13 protein-coding genes, 1 pseudogene and 1 riboswitch are annotated in these 16,924 nt (G+C 59.9%); of the genes and pseudogenes, 5 read left to right on the top strand and 9 right to left on the bottom strand.

Annotated elements, in window-relative coordinates:
- Positions 1 to 364: 364 nt before the first annotated feature.
- Both cysS and BUB69_RS08370 read right to left on the bottom strand, forming a co-directional pair.
- Entirely contained in the window at positions 365 to 1,747 is a 1,383-nt protein-coding gene (cysS, locus tag BUB69_RS08375) for a cysteine--tRNA ligase (protein ID WP_073164545.1), read from the bottom strand.
- Between the two features lie 9 nt (positions 1,748 to 1,756).
- The gene (locus BUB69_RS08370) at positions 1,757 to 3,451 is read right to left on the bottom strand and encodes a glutamine--tRNA ligase/YqeY domain fusion protein (RefSeq protein WP_073164542.1); all 1,695 of its coding nucleotides are present in this window, start codon (positions 3,449 to 3,451) and stop codon (positions 1,757 to 1,759) included.
- Between the two features lie 209 nt (positions 3,452 to 3,660).
- Here BUB69_RS08370 and BUB69_RS08365 point away from each other — a divergent pair, with 209 nt between their 5' ends.
- A complete protein-coding gene (locus BUB69_RS08365; protein WP_073164539.1) occupies positions 3,661 to 4,164 on the top strand; it encodes a peptidylprolyl isomerase in 504 nt (167 codons plus the stop codon).
- Positions 4,161 to 4,922, top strand: a complete 762-nt coding sequence (gene lpxH, locus BUB69_RS08360) for a UDP-2,3-diacylglucosamine diphosphatase (RefSeq protein WP_073164536.1) — start codon at positions 4,161 to 4,163, stop codon at positions 4,920 to 4,922. Before BUB69_RS08365 ends, lpxH begins: the two co-directional genes overlap by 4 nt.
- A 107-nt stretch (positions 4,923 to 5,029) precedes the next feature.
- Here lpxH and BUB69_RS08355 read toward each other — a convergent pair.
- The 5 genes and pseudogenes from BUB69_RS08355 to BUB69_RS08335 form a co-directional block, all read right to left on the bottom strand.
- Positions 5,030 to 6,592: pseudogene (locus tag BUB69_RS08355) on the bottom strand (DHA2 family efflux MFS transporter permease subunit); the annotation flags it as partial.
- 39 nt (positions 6,593 to 6,631) lie between these two features.
- Positions 6,632 to 7,849, bottom strand: a complete 1,218-nt coding sequence (locus BUB69_RS08350) for an HlyD/EmrA/EmrK family protein (RefSeq protein WP_073165629.1) — start codon at positions 7,847 to 7,849, stop codon at positions 6,632 to 6,634.
- 70 nt (positions 7,850 to 7,919) lie between these two features.
- Complete coding sequence (locus BUB69_RS08345; RefSeq protein ID WP_073165626.1) at positions 7,920 to 8,408, bottom strand: MarR family winged helix-turn-helix transcriptional regulator; 489 nt, start codon at positions 8,406 to 8,408, stop codon at positions 7,920 to 7,922.
- Between the two features lie 151 nt (positions 8,409 to 8,559).
- A complete protein-coding gene (locus tag BUB69_RS08340) occupies positions 8,560 to 9,171 on the bottom strand; it encodes a MiaE family protein (protein WP_073164528.1) in 612 nt (203 codons plus the stop codon).
- Positions 9,172 to 9,252: 81 nt separating this feature from the next.
- The gene (locus tag BUB69_RS08335; RefSeq protein ID WP_073164525.1) at positions 9,253 to 9,723 is read right to left on the bottom strand and encodes a DUF1289 domain-containing protein; all 471 of its coding nucleotides are present in this window, start codon (positions 9,721 to 9,723) and stop codon (positions 9,253 to 9,255) included.
- Positions 9,724 to 10,124: 401 nt separating this feature from the next.
- On the opposite strand from BUB69_RS08335, the gene acnB reads away from it, so the two are divergent.
- Positions 10,125 to 12,725 carry a bifunctional aconitate hydratase 2/2-methylisocitrate dehydratase gene (gene acnB, locus BUB69_RS08330; RefSeq protein WP_073164522.1) on the top strand — a complete coding sequence of 867 codons (2,601 nt, stop codon included), beginning with the start codon at positions 10,125 to 10,127 and terminating at the stop codon, positions 12,723 to 12,725.
- Positions 12,726 to 12,964: 239 nt separating this feature from the next.
- Here the strand turns inward: acnB and BUB69_RS08325 are convergent, their stop codons facing one another.
- Positions 12,965 to 14,296 (bottom strand): aminotransferase-like domain-containing protein, encoded by a 1,332-nt coding sequence (locus tag BUB69_RS08325; RefSeq protein ID WP_073164519.1) that lies wholly within the window; start codon positions 14,294 to 14,296, stop codon positions 12,965 to 12,967.
- 92 nt (positions 14,297 to 14,388) lie between these two features.
- Here BUB69_RS08325 and BUB69_RS08320 point away from each other — a divergent pair, with 92 nt between their 5' ends.
- Complete coding sequence (locus BUB69_RS08320) at positions 14,389 to 15,285, top strand: DMT family transporter (protein WP_073164516.1); 897 nt, start codon at positions 14,389 to 14,391, stop codon at positions 15,283 to 15,285.
- 34 nt (positions 15,286 to 15,319) lie between these two features.
- Here BUB69_RS08320 and BUB69_RS08315 read toward each other — a convergent pair whose 3' ends face one another.
- Positions 15,320 to 15,865 carry a DsbA family protein gene (locus BUB69_RS08315; RefSeq protein WP_073164512.1) on the bottom strand — a complete coding sequence of 182 codons (546 nt, stop codon included), beginning with the start codon at positions 15,863 to 15,865 and terminating at the stop codon, positions 15,320 to 15,322.
- A gap of 258 nt (positions 15,866 to 16,123) precedes the next feature.
- Positions 16,124 to 16,292: riboswitch (yybP-ykoY riboswitch) on the top strand.
- A gap of 4 nt (positions 16,293 to 16,296) precedes the next feature.
- On the opposite strand from BUB69_RS08315, the gene mntP reads away from it, so the two are divergent.
- Positions 16,297 to 16,863 carry a manganese efflux pump MntP gene (mntP, locus tag BUB69_RS08310; protein ID WP_073164508.1) on the top strand — a complete coding sequence of 189 codons (567 nt, stop codon included), beginning with the start codon at positions 16,297 to 16,299 and terminating at the stop codon, positions 16,861 to 16,863.
- Positions 16,864 to 16,924: the final 61 nt, after the last annotated feature.

Raw genomic sequence — 16,924 nt, 5'->3', positions numbered from 1 at the left:
GGCTTGCCGGCGATGTTTTTCTGAAGCGACCTATCAGTGACTGAACTGACGCCATCGCCGGCAAGCCGCCTCCCACGAGGTATGCATGCAGTCAGAAGCTTTCGGTTTAGCCGCGTTTTGCGCGTCTTCCGGACCTGTGTATAACGCTGAGCGCGGAGCATGGGCACGATCAGTTTCTTGGGGTGCACGCACACCCGAAGCACTCAGCGGTATACACAATTCTTGCTGCAACCAACGGACTGTGGGAGGCGGCTTGCCGGCGATGTTTTTCTGAAGCGACCTATCAGTGACTGAGCTGACGCCATCGCCGGCAAGCCGCCTCCCACGGGTATGCATTACATCGGTACGTCCGTAAGGGATAACGTCAGTCCGCCAGACGCCAGGTCGTGCCGCCCTTGCCGTCTTCCAGCAGCACACCCATGGCCGTGATCTGATCGCGGATACGATCGGATTCGGCCCAGTCCTTGGCAGCCCGAGCCGCCAGACGTGCCTGGATCAGCGCTTCCACTTCAGCAGCATCGACCCGGCCTTCGGCGCCTGCGCGCAAAAAGTCGTCGGGCTCAAGCTGCAACACACCCAGTACGCTGGCCAGTTGCTTGAGACGCGCCGCAAGGCCCGCCGCCGCAGCCAGATCCGTATCACGCAGACGGTTGATCTCGCGAACCATCTCGAACAGCACCGCGCAGGCCTCGGGCGTGCCGAAGTCGTCGTTCATCGCAGCGGAGAAACGCTCGACGAATGCCTCGCCACCCGCAGGCTCGGCGACCGGCAGCCCCTTGAGCGCATGATAGAAACGCTCCAGTGCTGCCTTGGACTCGCGCAGGCTGTCTTCGGAATAGTTGATGGCGCTCCGGTAGTGGCTCGATACCAGCAGGTAGCGCACCACTTCAGGGTGATACTTCTCCAGCACGTCGCGGATGGTGAAGAAGTTGTTCAAGGACTTGGACATCTTCTCGCCATTGATGCGAATCATGCCGCAGTGCAACCAGGCATTGGCGTAAGTCTTGCCGGTCGCCGCCTCGCTCTGCGCGATCTCGTTTTCATGGTGCGGGAACTCAAGGTCGCTGCCGCCGCCATGAATGTCGAACGTGTCACCCAGGCAGCAGGTCGACATCACCGAGCACTCGATATGCCAGCCAGGGCGCCCCGGCCCCCAAGGCGAATCCCAGCTCGGCTCGCCCGGCTTGACGCCTTTCCACAGCACGAAATCCAGCGGATCGTCCTTGGATTCGTCCACTTCGATTCGCGCGCCGATTCGCAGGTCTTCGATTTTCTTGCGCGACAGCTTGCCATAGCCGACGAACTTGCCGACACGGTAGTACACGTCGCCATTACCCGGCGCGTAGGCGTAACCCTTGTCGATCAGGGTCTGGATCATGGCGTGCATGCCAGCGATATGATCGGTGGCACGCGGCTCCATGTCCGGCTTGAGGATATTGAGACGAGCCTCGTCTTCGTGCATCGCATCAATCATGCGCGCGGTCAGCGCGTCGAAAGATTCGCCGTTTTCACGCGCACGGTTGATGATCTTGTCGTCAATGTCAGTGATGTTGCGCACATACGTCAGCTCGTAACCGCTGAAGCGCAACCAGCGGGTCACCAGATCGAACGCGACCATGCTGCGGCCATGGCCCAGGTGGCAGTAGTCGTACACGGTCATCCCGCACACGTACATGCGCACCTTGTTGCCATCCAGCGGTTTGAAAACTTCTTTGCTCTTGGTGAGCGTGTTGTAGATGGAGAGCACTGTCCTACCTCAGGTCCAGGAATCGCGCAGTGTCACTGTGCGGTTGAAGACCGGACGACCAGGTTTTGTATCCTTGATGTCGGCGCAGAAGTAACCTTCACGCTCGAACTGGAACCGGTCTTCCGGCTGTGCGTTAGCCAGCGAGGGTTCAGCACGACAACCGGTCAGTACCTGCAGAGAATCAGGGTTGATGTTTTCCAGGAAAGTGGCGCCATCTTCAGCCTTGTCAGGCGAAGGCGAGCGGAACAGGCGATCGTACAGGCGTACTTCGCATTCCACGCTTGCATCAGCCGGTACCCAGTGAATAACGCCTTTGACCTTACGACCCTCAGGGTTCTTGCCCAGAGTGTCAGGGTCGTAGGAGCAACGCAGCTCGACGATATTGCCGTCGGCGTCCTTGATGGCTTCGTCGGCGCGGATCACGTAGCTGCCACGCAGGCGTACTTCGCCGTTGGGCTCAAGACGCTTGTAGCCTTTTGGCGGCTCTTCCATGTAGTCGTCGCGGTCGATGTAGATCTCGCGCGCGAACGGCAGCTGACGCACGCCCAGGTCTTCCTTGGGGTGACGCGGCAGTTCAAGGTTTTCGACCTGACCTTCCGGGTAATTGGTGATCACCACCTTCAGCGGACGCAGGACGCACATGGCGCGCGGCGCATTGCGGTCCAGGTCATCACGAATGCTGAATTCGAGCATGCCGAAATCGACCACGCCGTCGGAACGGTTGGTACCGACCATTTCGCAGAAATTGCGAATCGAGGCAGGCGTATAACCACGACGGCGGAAACCCGACAACGTGGACATGCGCGGATCATCCCAGCCACTGACATGCTTCTCGTCGACCAGTTGCTTGAGCTTGCGCTTGCTGGTCACGGTGTAGCTCAGGTTCAGGCGGGAGAACTCGTACTGACGCGGTTTGCACGGCACCGGCAGGTTGTCCAGGAACCAGTCATACAACGGACGATGGCTTTCGAATTCCAGGGTGCAGATCGAATGGGTGATGCCTTCGATGGCGTCCGACTGACCATGAGTGAAGTCGTAGATCGGGTAGATGCACCATTTGTCACCGGTCTGGTGATGGTGTGCATGGCGAATGCGATACAGGATCGGGTCGCGCAGGTTCATGTTCGGCGACGCCATGTCGATCTTGGCGCGCAACACGCGAGCGCCGTCCTCGAACTCACCGGCCTTCATACGGGCGAACAGGTCCAGGTTTTCCTCGACGCTGCGCTCACGGAACGGGCTGTTCCTGCCAGGCTCGGTCAGGGTGCCACGGTATTCGCGGGCCTGCTCGGGGGTCAGATCGTCCACATAGGCCTTGCCGGACTTGATCAGCTCGACAGCCCAGTCATGCAACTGATCGAAGTACTGCGAGGCGTACCGCACTTCGCCTGCCCACTCAAAGCCCAGCCATTTGACATCGCTCATGATGGCGTCGATGTATTCCTGGTCTTCCTTGGCCGGGTTGGTGTCGTCGAAACGCAGGTGCGTCGCGCCGCCAAACTCATTGGCCAGGCCGAAGTTCACACAGATCGATTTGGCGTGACCGATGTGCAGGTAGCCGTTGGGCTCCGGCGGAAAGCGGGTCACGATCTGAGTGTGCTTGCCTGAATCCAGGTCAGCCTGCACGATCGGGCGCAGGAAGTTGGTCGGTACGACAGGGCCTGCCTTTGAATTCGCAGCGGGTTCTGGAGTGGGCTTGCTCATAGGATCCTTGGACATAGCGAGTGCGCGGCCGGGGTAGGCCGACTAAATCAAAGCGCTTATCATAGCCGAAGCTGTCAAGTCCCTGACAACAGAGTGCAAGGTTGCAGGCAGAAAAGCGGCAAAAAGCGCGAAAAATGTAACCTCGTCTGTAAACTGCGCGTCAGGGTGATATTGCGCCCCTTCATGAACGCCAAGAGAGCGACTTCGATATGTCCAAAGTAAAACTGACTACCAACCACGGCGACATCGTTCTGCAATTGAACGCAGAAAAGGCTCCGCTGACCGTCGCCAACTTCATCGAATACGTCAACGCCGGCCATTATGAGAACACCGTTTTCCACCGTGTGATCGGCAACTTCATGATCCAGGGCGGCGGTTTCGAGCCAGGCATGAAGGAAAAGAAAGACAAGCGCCCGAGCATTCAGAACGAAGCCGACAACGGTCTGCCGAACAAGAAGTACACCGTGGCCATGGCCCGCACCATGGAGCCGCATTCGGCGTCCGCCCAGTTCTTCATCAACGTGGCTGACAACGCGTTCCTGAACCACAGCGCCAAGACCGTTCAGGGCTGGGGCTACGCGGTATTTGCCGAAGTGATCGAAGGCACTGACGTCGTCGACAAGATCAAAGGCGTTTCGACCAGCAGCAAGGCCGGTCATCAGGACGTTCCGGTCGAAGACGTGATCATCGAAAAAGCAGAGATCGTTGAGTGATACTGCTGATCTCCGATCTGCATCTTGAGCAAGAACGCCCGGATATTACCCGGGCGTTTCTGGATCTGCTCGCAGGCAGGGCTCGCACCGCCGAGTCACTGTATATCCTCGGGGATTTCTTCGAAGTCTGGATCGGTGACGACGCCATGTCGCCGTTCCAGCGTTCGATCTGCAAGGCCCTGCGCGAACTGAGCGACAGTGGCACGCGAATTTTTCTGATGCACGGCAACCGCGACTTCATGATCGGCAAGGGTTTCTGCAAGGCGGCAGGCTGCACGCTGCTGAGCGACCCGACCGTGGTGCAGTTGAACGGTGAGCCGGTGCTATTGATGCACGGCGACAGCCTGTGCACACGTGACGAGGGCTACATCAGGATGCGCCGATACCTGCGCCATCCATTGACCCTCTTCATCCTGCGTCACCTGCCCCTGAGCACCCGCCACAAGCTGGCGCGCAAGCTGCGTAACGAAAGCCGCGCAAAAACCAGCCTGAAGGCCAATGACATCGTTGACGTAACCCCGGAAGAAGTGCCGCGCATCATGCAGCAGTTCGGGGTCCATACGCTGGTCCACGGCCACACGCATCGTCCTGCGATTCACAAATTGCAGATCGGCGACGTCGCCGCCAGGCGTATCGTGCTGGGTGACTGGGATCGCCAGGGCTGGGCGCTGCAGGTGGACGAACAGGGCTTCAGCCTGGGTTCATTCGACTTTGTGCCGGAAGAGAAGCGCACGCTGGCCCTGCCCTCTTCGCTGTAACCCGCTTCACGCTGATTGCGCCGATCCCTGAGGCGCCCAGTCAGCGACTGAACTGACGCCATCACCGGCCAGTCGCGTTGGGCGGGATTTATCCAGTGAGCCCGGCATCAATGCCCTCCCCCCGCCGCTGGCCCTGCCTTAGCGGCAAAGGGTGGCTTGGCAAACCAGACCAGCAGGATCAACCCCGCGAAAAGCCAGCTCAGCATGTAAAAGTAATCCACAGTGGACATCATGTAGGCCTGGCCATTGACCACCTGTTCGAGCTGCGCATAGGCCTGCGGGCTGGCACCTCCCAGCGCATCGAGGGCATGACGCGTGGTCGGGTCGTAGGTGCTGATGTTCTCGCTCAGGTAGGCATGGTGCTGCTCGGCGCGGCGAATCCAGATCCAGGTGGTCAGCGATGCCGCAAAGCTGCCGCCCAGGGTACGCAGGAACGTCGCAAGACCCGAGCCATCGGCGATCTGATTAGGGGGCAGGTCCGACAGCAGAATGCTCAACGTCGGCATGAAAAACAGCGCCACGCCGATCCCCATGAACAACTGCACCATGGCCACATGCTCGAAATCCACATGGCTGTTGAAGTTGGCGCGCATCAGGCAGCTCAGCCCCATGGCCAGGAACGCCAGACTGGCCAGCAGACGCAGGTCGAATTTGTGCGCGTATTTGCCGACGAAGGGCGACATCAGGACCGGCAATATACCAATCGGCGCCAGTGCGAGCCCCGCCCAGGTCGCGGTGTAACCCATCTGGGTCTGCAACCACTGCGGCAAGAGCAGGTTGACGCCGAAAAAGGCGGAATACCCGCCAATCATCGCCAATGTACCGACCCTGAAATTGCGATAGGCAAACAACCGTAGATTGACGATGGGATGCTTGTCGGTCAGCTCCCAGATCACGAACACAGCCAGCGCCACCAGCGAAATCAGCGAGCCGATCACGATGAAATTCGACTCGAACCAGTCCAGGTTATTGCCCTTGTCCAGCACAATCTGCAAGGCACCGACGCCGATGATCAACGAGATGAGACCCACGTAGTCCAGGGGCTGCTGCTGGGTGTTGACGGGGCGTTTGGCCATCTGCATCCGCACCACGAAGGCCGCGAACAGTCCGATCGGAATGTTGATGAAGAAAATCCACGGCCAACTGTAACTGTCGGTAATCCAGCCTCCCAGAATCGGTCCGACAATGGGCGCAACCACCGTGACCATCGCCAGCAAGGCCAATGCCATACCGCGCTTTGCAGGCGGATAGACCGCCAGCAACAGCGTCTGGCTCATCGGGTAAAGAGGCCCGGCGACAATACCCTGCAACGCCCGAAAACCGACCAGCTCGGGCATTGACGTGGAAATGCCGCACAGAAACGAAGCCAGCACGAAAAGCAGGGTCGCCCACAGAAACAGTTTGACCTCGCCGAAGCGGCGGCTCAGCCAGCCGGTCAAGGGCAGCGCGATGGCGTTACTGACCGCAAACGAGGTGATGACCCAGGTGCTCTGCTCCGAGCTGACGCCCAGGTTGCCCGCAATGGTCGGCAGGGCGACGTTGGCGATGGTGGTGTCAAGCACCTGCATGAATGTCGCCAGCGACAGGCCGATGGTGCAGAGCAACAGGCTGGGCGGCGTGAAAGAAGCGGGGGCGTTGGTGCTCATCGCGAATCCCTGAAAACGTAGGCGACACCCCGGCCGAGCGGCCGGGGCTTGCGAATAGGAGAATCAGCGCTGGGCGGCTTTGGTTTTGTCGCTGGCGGCACTGTTTTCATGGATCAGGCGCGCGATCAAGGCATCGGCATCGGCCAGCTGCTCCTTGTAGACCTGGGTGCTGAACGCTGCCTGCTTGGGCGGCTGTTGCGCCAGGACCGGGCCGCTCTGGTCATGCAGATTGACTTCGACGGTGGTGGACAGCCCGATTCGCAACGGATGTTTCGCCAGTTCTTCAGGGTTGATATGAACCCGCACCGGCACCCGCTGGACGATCTTGATCCAGTTGCCGGTGGCGTTCTGGGCGGGCAACAGTGCAAACGCACTGCCGGTTCCGGCCCCCAGACTGTCGATGGTGCCGCTGTACTTCACATCGCTGCCGTACAGGTCGGAGCTGATTTCGACCGGCTGACCAATACGCATCTTGCCCAGCTGGGTTTCCTTGAAATTGGCGTCGATCCACAGCTGATCCAGCGGGATCACCGCCATGGTCGCCGTGCCCGGCTGAACGCGCTGGCCCAGCTGCACGCTACGCTTGGCGACGTAGCCGGTGACCGGCGCGACCAGCGTGGTACGTTCATTGGCCAGATAAGCCTGACGCAACTGTGCGGCAGCCGATTTAACGTCCGGATGGGAAGACACCACAGTGTCGTCCACCAGCGCCACGCTGGTGCTCAACTGTTGCTGAATATTGTTAAGGGCACTCTGCGCGCTGGTCAGATCGTCCCGTGCATGGGACAGCTCTTCCTGAGAAATCGCGCCACCCGCCGCCAGACTGCGGCGACGACTGTAGTTGTCCTGCGCTGTCTGTACAGCGGCACGCTGCGCGGCCAGTTGCGCCTTCATGCCATCGACATTGCTGTACAGGCCGCGAACCTGACGCACAACCTTGCCCAGATTGGCCTCGGCGCTTTGCAGTCCGACTTCGGCATCGCTGGGGTCGAAACGCAGCAGTACCTGCCCTTCTCGAACCAGATCGCCGTCGTCGGCGGCAATGCTGATGACGGTGCCAGTGACCAGCGGCGTGATTTCAACCACGTTGCCGTTCACGTAGGCATCATCGGTTTCCTCGCTCCATTGGCCATACAGCTCATGCCAGCCCCAGACCGCCAGGCCGCACAGCACAACGACGATGGCAAGACCGATCAGCAGAAACTTGCGCTTGCCGGACTTCGGGCCTTTGGGGTCTTTCTGTTCTGGGGCAGATGTGTGTTCAGCGGCGGCAGTGGCCATGACGATTACCTTGTAGTCTGCGAAACAGTTGAGCAATCGGCCGAACCGGCCGTCCGCAACGTCCTGTTATTCATTGTGTGCCTTTGGCATTGAAGCTCAGGCGAGTCAGGGTGATGTGGTCATCGGCAGCGACCAGCACCTTGGTCAGGATCCGGCGCAGGGTGTCCACTTCTTCGCGGTCGAGGGCCGCAAAGGTGTCATTCATGGCATCGGCGCCGATCTGCGGAAGCAGGTCTGACAATGTCTGCCCCTGAGGCGTCAACGCGACGTGGACCTGTCGGCGGTCGGTTGCGGACCGGGTACGCACGATCAGCGCCTTCTGCTCCAGCCGGTCCAGCATGCGGGTCATCGAACCGCTGTCCAGCGACAGGTGCCGACACAACTCCACCGGCGTGTCGGTGGAAAACTGAGCAATGACGATCAGCACCTTAAACTGCGCGAACGTGACGTCATAAGGCAGCAAATACTTGTCCAGCATGCGGTCTTTGAGCGCATTGGTACGGCCGACCAGTAACCCGATCAGGCTGGAATCAAAATTGTCGGGGCTGAAATGTTTCAAGGAATAACCCAAAATGCTGCTTAGGCAGTGATTACAAAATATTACTGCCTAGACAGCCATTGTCAAAGCATTTGTTAGCTTGCTTGCTAAACAGGCATAAAAAAACGACCGCTGGTTGGGCGGCCGTTTTTTGTCGTGCTGCACAGGGAGATCAAGCGGCGATCGGCACACCACTGTGAAAGCGAAACTCTTCGTCAGGGCTCTCGATCAGTTCGCGCTCGGCCAGGCGGACTTCCTCGATCTTGGCATCCACGTCTGCCTTGTCACCGTAGGTGTAGGCCAGTTTCAGGTAATCCTGAAAATGCCGCGCCTCGGACTTGAGCAGGCTGCCGTAGAACTTCGCCAGGTCTTCATCCAGGTGCGGCACCAGCGCCGCGAAACGCTCGCAGGAACGGGCTTCGACAATGGCGCCCACGACCAGCGCATCGGTCAGCCGATAGGGATTGTGGTTGCGCACCAACTTGCGCAGCGCCCCCGCATAGCGTGCCGAGCTGATGTTGGCCATCGGGATCTGGCGCTTTCTGATGATGCTGATCACCTGCTCGAAATGGCGCAGCTCTTCACGGGCCAGACGCGACATTTTTGCCAGCAGGTCGAACTTGTCGTTGTACTGGAACATGAACTGGAACGCGGCCCCGGCAGCCTTCTTCTCGTTGTTCGCGTGGTCGATCAGCAGGATATCCAGGTTGCGCAGTGCAGCCTGAACCCAACTGTCGGGCGTGCGGCACAGCAGAAAGGCTTCGATTTCAGGGATCGGGTACATAAGCTCACAAAGGGTGCAGGGACAAAGCCGGGCATTATACGAGGGCCGTAGCCGTCTCGCGAGACAAAAGCACAGCACCGATCAGGCCCCGAATGCATCCTTGAGGAAGCCCGGCGCGATGTAGCGCTGATAGTGAGCCTCGGAGAGCAGAAAGAACTCCCGGTCGATCGCATCGCGCAATTCAGGCAGCGACCAGTCGCGAAACTCGGGCAGCAGCACAAAGCCGTAGGCCTCGACCTGACTGATGACCCGCGCTCCTCGCGCGATCAGCTGGTAAGCCCAGCAATACTCGGACTGATGCGGCACAAAGCGGATCTTGCGCTGAGTCAGTTGCAGACGCAGCTTGTCGGCATCGAAGATTTCGAGCTTGGCGGTCATTACCTGAACCAGCAGCCGTTCCAGACGCAGCCAGACCGCTCTTTTTTCTGCTTCGTTATAGCCGTTCCAGTGGATGACTTCGTGGTGGAAGCGTTTGCAGCCACGGCATACCAGATCCCCGTAAACAGTGGAGCAAAGGCCGACGCAGGGTGTTTTGATGATGTGATCAGGCATGACTGGCGGGGCTTGAGGAGGCGAAACAGAGGCTCATGTTAGTCCTTTGTCTAAGCACTTTCACCCCCGAAGATGTAGGGGCTAACTTACCTTTAGCGAAGATATGCCGTAGAATCAGCGAGCCTTTTAAGGCGCCAATGTCCGTTGGAAGCTGTTTTCAAAGCGTCACGAGCACAGTCAAGTTAATCCCGCAGTGCGGCGTCGACAGGCCATTCCCTCATCACGAATGGCTGTGTCGACTGCCTCTCCTCCCCGTCCTGCAGGCGTAAAACTTTGAAAACAGCTTCTGTTAGGAATTGCCGACACCCTGCCAACAAGGCGCCAAAGCCTTGCGTGGGTGCGGACAATTTCTGGATGAGCGTCCCGGACACCCATTTGGGACCACTGATGAGGGTAATACTGTGCTTGAAGCCTACCGTAAACACATCGAAGAGCGTGCCGCCCAGGGTATCGTGCCCCAGCCGCTTAACGCCGAACAAACTGCAGACCTTATTGAGCTGCTGAAAAATCCCCCGGCTGGCGAAGAAGCTTTCCTTGTCGACCTGATCACCAATCGCGTTCCACCAGGCGTTGACGAGGCTGCCTACGTCAAGGCCGGTTTCCTGTCTGCCCTGGCCAAGGGCGAAGCCACTTCTCCCCTGATCGACAAAAAACGCGCAACCGAACTGTTGGGCACCATGCAGGGTGGCTACAACATCGTCACGCTGGTTGACCTGCTCGACGACGCCACACTGGCTCCGGTAGCGGCCGAACAGCTCAAGCACACGCTGCTGATGTTCGATGCCTTCCACGACGTGGCCGAAAAAGCCAAGAGCGGCAACGCTCACGCCAAGGCAGTCGTTCAGTCCTGGGCTGACGGCGAGTGGTTCAAGAAGCGCCCGATGCTGGCCGACAAGATCAGCCTGCGCGTTTTCAAGGTCACTGGCGAAACCAACACCGACGACCTTTCCCCGGCTCCTGATGCCTGGTCGCGTCCCGACATCCCGCTGCACGCTCTGGCCATGCTGAAAATGGCCCGCGACGGGATCGTACCGGACGTCCAGGGCTCCATCGGCCCGATGAAGCAGATCGAAGAAATGCGCGGCCAGGGTTTCCCTATCGCCTACGTCGGTGACGTGGTCGGTACCGGTTCCTCGCGTAAATCGGCGACCAACTCGGTACTGTGGTTCTTCGGCGACGACGTGCCTTACGTGCCGAACAAGCGCGCCGGCGGCTTCTGCTTCGGCAGCAAGATCGCTCCGATCTTCTACAACACCATGGAAGATGCGGGCGCCCTGCCAATCGAATTCGATGTCTCGAACATCAACATGGGCGACGTGATCGACGTCTACCCGTACGCTGGCAAGGTCTGCAAGCACGACAGCGACGAAGTCATCACCACTTTCGAAATGAAGACCCCGGTTCTGTTGGACGAAGTCCGCGCCGGCGGCCGCATTCCGTTGATCATCGGCCGCGGCCTGACCAGCAAGGCACGCGCCGAACTGGGCCTGCCAGCCTTCGACCTGTTCAAGACCCCAGACCAGCCAGCCGAAAGCACCAAGGGTTTCACCCTGGCGCAGAAGATGGTCGGCAAGGCCTGTGGCGTAGCAGGTATCCGCCCGGGCACCTACTGCGAACCGAAGATGACCACCGTCGGCTCCCAGGACACCACTGGCCCGATGACCCGCGACGAGCTCAAAGACCTGGCGTGCCTGGGCTTCTCGACCGATCTGGTCATGCAGTCCTTCTGCCATACCGCAGCCTATCCAAAGCCGATCGACGTCAAGACGCACCACACGCTGCCTGACTTCATCATGACCCGCGGCGGCGTTTCCCTGCGTCCGGGCGACGGCATCATCCACAGCTGGCTGAACCGCATGCTGCTGCCGGACACCGTCGGCACCGGTGGTGACTCGCACACCCGCTTCCCGATCGGTATCTCCTTCCCGGCCGGTTCGGGCCTGGTTGCGTTCGCGGCTGCCACCGGCGTGATGCCGCTGGACATGCCTGAGTCGATCCTGGTTCGCTTCAAGGGCAAGATGCAGCCTGGCATCACCCTGCGTGACCTGGTTCACGCCATTCCTTACTACGCGATTCAGGCTGGCCTGCTGACCGTAGAGAAGAAAGGCAAGAAGAACGCGTTCTCCGGCCGCATCCTGGAAATCGAAGGCCTGGACAACCTGAGCATCGAGCAGGCTTTCGAGCTGTCTGACGCTTCGGCCGAACGTTCGGCAGCCGGTTGCACCATCAAGCTGGCCAAAGAGCCGATCATCGAGTACCTGAACTCCAACATCACCCTGCTGCGCTGGATGATCGAACAGGGCTACGGCGATCCACGCACTCTGGAGCGTCGTGCCCAGGCCATGGAAGCCTGGATTGCCAACCCTGAGCTGCTGGAAGCCGACAAGGACGCCGAGTACGCTGAAATCATCGAAATCGACCTGGCCGACGTCAAAGAGCCTGTGCTCTGCGCGCCGAACGACCCGGACGATGCCCGCCTGCTGTCTTCGGTACAGGGCGAGAAGATCGACGAAGTGTTCATCGGTTCCTGCATGACCAACATCGGCCACTTCCGCGCTGCCGGCAAGTTGCTGGACAAGGTCAAGGGCCAGTTGCCGACACGCCTGTGGCTGTCGCCGCCAACCAAGATGGATGCTCATCAACTGACCGAAGAAGGCTACTACGGCATCTACGGCAAGGCTGGCGCGCGCATGGAAATGCCGGGCTGCTCGCTGTGCATGGGTAACCAGGCACGCGTCGAGCCGAACTCGACCGTTGTGTCGACGTCGACCCGTAACTTCCCGAACCGTCTAGGTGACGGCGCGAACGTCTACCTGGCCTCGGCCGAACTGGCGTCCGTCGCATCGATCCTGGGTCGCCTGCCGACCGTTGAAGAGTACATGGGCTACGCCCAGCAGATCGACACTATGGCAGCGGACGTGTACCGCTACCTGAGCTTCGATCAGATCGCCGAGTTCCGTGAAGCCGCAGCGAACGCCAACATTCCGGTCGTTCAAGCGTAACAACGAAACACCGCGTTAAAAGAACCCCGCCTCGTGCGGGGTTTTTTTATGCCTGGAGAACAGCGGACGCAGAGCGTTCGGAGAAGCGTGCCCACGCTGAAGTGGCCGTGGGTGAGCTTGCTCTGGACAGCGATCCGACGAAGGCAAGGTACAGGCTGTGGCGTCAGCGCCAGACCTTTCGCGAGCAAGCTTGCGCCCACAAAAAACCGCTTTTATTCAGCAAGTTGCATGATGTTCCGCTACAGGTAATCCCCAATCACACTTCTGACCTTCTCCAGCCCATTGCGCAACTCATCCATACTCACCGATCCCAACGCCAGCCGCAGCGCATGGGGCACGCTGGTGGAGGTCGCAAAGGGCTCGGCGGTCGATACCGCAACCTGCTCCTGCGACAAGGCCATGGCGATCTGATCGGCACGAGCGTCCTCTGGCAGTGGCAGCCATAAAAAATAAGATGAGGGATGGCCGACGAACTTGATGCCTTCAAGCACTTCGCGAGCCACCGCCTGCCTGGCCTGGGCGTCACGCCGCTTTTCGGCCTCCAGTTTCAGAACGGTGCCATCGTCAATCCATCCCGTCGCAATGGCCGTCAGCACCCCGGGCGTGTTCCAGGTGGTTGCCCGGATGACACGCTCCATGGCCGGCACTCTGTCGGCGGGCGCGGCGATAAACCCTACCCGCAGACCCGTGGCGACACTTTTGGACAGGCCCGACACATAGACCGTCCGCTCAGGTGCCAGCATCGCCAGCGGCGCGGGAGGCTTGTCGGCCAAAAACGCGTACGCCGCGTCTTCGATGATCAGCACGTCATGCCTGCGTGCGAGCGCCACCCATTGCTCACGCCGGTCCTGGCTCATCACCCAGCCGAGCGGGTTGTGCAGCGTCGGCATGGTGTAGAGCGCCTTCACGGGCCGACTGAGACACAGCCGCTCGAACGCATCCGGATCGGGACCCTCGCCAAGCGACGGTACAGGCACCACTTCAAGGTGCAGCGCCTGCGCCAGCACTTTGAACCCCGAATACGTCAGGGCGTCGGCGGCGATGACATCACCGGGTTTGAGCAACGCCATCAGCGCAATGGCCAACCCCTGTTGCGCCCCATTGGTGAGTAATACCTGCTCAGGCTCGACCGTCAGTCCGCGAACATGCAAATGACGCGCGACAACAGCGCGCTCGTGCGGACGTCCCGCGTGGGGTTGATAACGCAGCAATGACTCGAGATCACCCGACAAGGCCAACTGCCGTAGCGCCGCGCGCAACAAATCGGCCTGACCGGGGAGCGACGGGTAATTGAAATTCAGGTCGATCATGTCGACGGCCACGGCTTTCTGGTCGATTCCGAGGCCTGGCGAGAGCGCGGTTTCGCGAACGAACGTGCCACGTCCCGTCTCACCACTGACCAGGCCCATGGCTTCAAGCTCGGCATAGACCCGCGTGGCCGTCACCAGCGCCAGCCCATGATCGGCCGCCAACTGACGATGCGTAGGCAGGCGCGCGCCTGGCAACAGGCGTGCCGAGCGAATGTCTGCCGCCATCTGGTCCACCACCGATTTGTAACGTGAGCGAGCCATAGCCAATGTATCCATGACGATTTTTTGATTGTATTGAGTAGCAGCCCTACGATGCGCCAATCCACCCCGATTGAACAGCCCAGGGAAACCCCATGGAACAGACAGTGAATCCATGCCGTCCGACCGCTCATCCATCCCGCAGCGGATGGCTGAACGGCCTGATCGGCGTATTGATTTTCAGCGGCTCGCTGCCTGCCACACGAATAGCCGTGATGACGTTCGACCCACTGTTCCTCACCTTCGCCCGCGCAACCCTCGCCGCAACCCTGGCAATCGGCATGCTTGTAGCGTTCAAGGAAAAACGCCCGGCAAACCACCAGATTCTTTCCCTGGGTATCGTTGCACTGGGCGTGGTGCTGGGCTTTCCATTGCTGACCGCGCTGGCACTGGAGCACGTCACCTCGGCGCACTCCATTGTCTTCGTCGGCCTGCTGCCGCTGGCCACTGCAGTCTTCGGCGTACTGCGCGGCGGCGAACGGCCAAGCGGTGCTTTCTGGCTGTTCTCGATCCTGGGCAGCGCCATGGTGGTGGGTTTTGCTCTGGCTCAGGGCATCAGCGCTTCAGTCACGGGAGACGCCCTGATGCTGCTGGCCATTCTCGTCTGCGGGCTGGGCTATGCCGAGGGAGCCAGACTGTCGAGGACCCTGGGCGGCTGGCAGGTCATCTGCTGGGCTCTGGCACTTGCCCTGCCTATGATGCTGCCGCTGGCGGTGATCAGTGCACCCTCCTCGTTTTCAGGGATTACCGCCGGGGCGTGGGCCAGCCTGTTTTACGTTTCGGTGTTCAGCATGCTGATCGGCTTCGTGTTCTGGTATCGCGGGCTGGCACAAGGCGGCATAGCAGCGGTCGGCCAGCTTCAGTTGTTGCAGCCTTTCTTCGGCCTGGCACTGGCCGCCACACTGCTTGGCGAGCCCGTCAGCCTCGGCATGCTGGGGGTCACGGTTGCAGTCATCGGCTGTGTGGCAGGCGCCAGAAGGTTCTCCAGATAACGACCGGTTTTCACAAGGCCAGCAATTGCGCCAGTCAGCTCAACTGAAGCTGCGACAGCCACTGCTCGACCCCATCACCGCTGCTCATCGCAGGCTGCACCAGGCCATCGACCATGAACGTCGGGGATACATGGATGCCATTCTGGCGCGCGTATTTGCAGTGCCATTTGATGACATGCTCAAGCTCAGGCTGCGCAAACGCTTCGGCCAGCGAGACGCCGCTGTAGCCTTCCAGACGGGCAATGATGTCATTGGGTGTGGCGTCGAGATTGGGGCCGCTGGCGTGGTGCTCGAATTCGAATTCGTCGCGATGCGCCGCAACGGCTGCCATCACTGCCTTGGCCGTATCCTTGCCGCCTTCAAGGGTTGAAGCGGCGAGGATGCAGCGCACAATCACGCCGGAAAACAGGTGCCACGGCTGGGACTGCAGCCGGATCTTGATGGTGAGGCGGTCTTCGCCCGCTTTTTCCAGCAGCGTGTCGAGCTTGCGAAAGGCCTTAACCGAAAATGGGCACGTGGGCTCAAGGAACACCTCAAGAACGCGAGGGCCGTGGCCCCATGAAAGTGTGTCTGCCTGCATGGTGAGTGGCTCTCTTTTCAATGACTGTCGAGGTATCGTGATGTGGGAAAGTCGCTGGCCGATACCCAGTGATGCCCTACCGACGTTGATCGAGTCGACACCAGAAGCGACCGCTAACCCACACTGCAACTGAGCCCGGTTCGCGCCAATGAGTTCCGTAAAGCGCTACGCGTGAGCCGCCAACGCATCACGGTCCGCGGCGAAATTATGCGCTGTCGCTTAATATCTTTTTCACATTCATATGGCTATAGTGGCGTCCCTTGTTGGGGAGTAGCCTGTTCCGGACTCACGTCACGGAGCGTTCGCATCAACATTCTCGGCAGCATGCCGTGGTGCGGACACCTTTTGGTTGGCGAGACCAACGATGCATCCATGCCTAAAGTCGGGCGTGTGGCTGCGTCGTTGACTCATAGCCCGACTGGACGTTGACCGTGAATCCCATTTCCCTCATTTTCCTCGCCCTTGCGATGTCCACGGACGCTTTTGCAGCAGCCCTGGGCAAAGGGGCCAGCCTTCACAAGCCCCGCTTTATCGAAGCCGTACGAACAGGACTGATCTTCGGTGTCATCGAAGCCATCACGCCCATCATTGGCTGGAGTATCGGCCAGGTAGCGACCCGATTCGTGGAAAGCTGGGACCACTGGATCGCCTTTGTCCTGCTCCTCGCGCTGGGTCTGCACATGATCTATAACGGGCTTAAACATGACGACGAGGAAGAAGAGAAGCCAGGCCAGCACTCATTCCTGATCCTGGCGATCACCGCGTTCGCCACCAGCATTGACGCCCTGGCAGTGGGCGTGGGTCTGGCTTTCGTGGACGTTAATATTCTGGTCGCGGCGGCGGCGATAGGCCTGGCCACGACCGTGATGGTGACCATTGGTGTGATGCTCGGCCGTGCGCTGGGAACAGTCGTTGGCAAGCGCGCCGAAATTGTCGGTGGCGTGGTGCTGATGCTGGTCGGTGCGACCATCCTCTACGAACACCTGTCCGCCGTGTGATCGACTGACCGGCAAAAGCGCAGCCGGCGTTGAAGACATTTTCCGGATCGGCAAAAAAAAA

Origin of the sequence: Pseudomonas asturiensis, assembly GCF_900143095.1 — a bacterium.
Taxonomy (GTDB): Bacteria; Pseudomonadota; Gammaproteobacteria; order Pseudomonadales; family Pseudomonadaceae; genus Aquipseudomonas; species Aquipseudomonas asturiensis.
This window is presented reverse-complemented; position numbering and strand designations above follow the sequence as displayed.

Coding starts and splice junctions, on each gene's coding strand:
- BUB69_RS08325 (WP_073164519.1), bottom strand. CDS start 14,296: ATGGCTCGCTCACGTTACAAATCGGTGGTGGACCAGATGGCGGCAGAC.
- BUB69_RS08350 (WP_073165629.1), bottom strand. CDS start 7,849: ATGGCCACTGCCGCCGCTGAACACACATCTGCCCCAGAACAGAAAGAC.
- BUB69_RS08320 (WP_073164516.1), top strand. CDS start 14,389: ATGGAACAGACAGTGAATCCATGCCGTCCGACCGCTCATCCATCCCGC.
- BUB69_RS08370 (WP_073164542.1), bottom strand. CDS start 3,451: ATGAGCAAGCCCACTCCAGAACCCGCTGCGAATTCAAAGGCAGGCCCT.
- BUB69_RS08365 (WP_073164539.1), top strand. CDS start 3,661: ATGTCCAAAGTAAAACTGACTACCAACCACGGCGACATCGTTCTGCAA.
- BUB69_RS08335 (WP_073164525.1), bottom strand. CDS start 9,723: ATGCCTGATCACATCATCAAAACACCCTGCGTCGGCCTTTGCTCCACT.
- BUB69_RS08315 (WP_073164512.1), bottom strand. CDS start 15,865: ATGCAGGCAGACACACTTTCATGGGGCCACGGCCCTCGCGTTCTTGAG.
- BUB69_RS08340 (WP_073164528.1), bottom strand. CDS start 9,171: ATGTACCCGATCCCTGAAATCGAAGCCTTTCTGCTGTGCCGCACGCCC.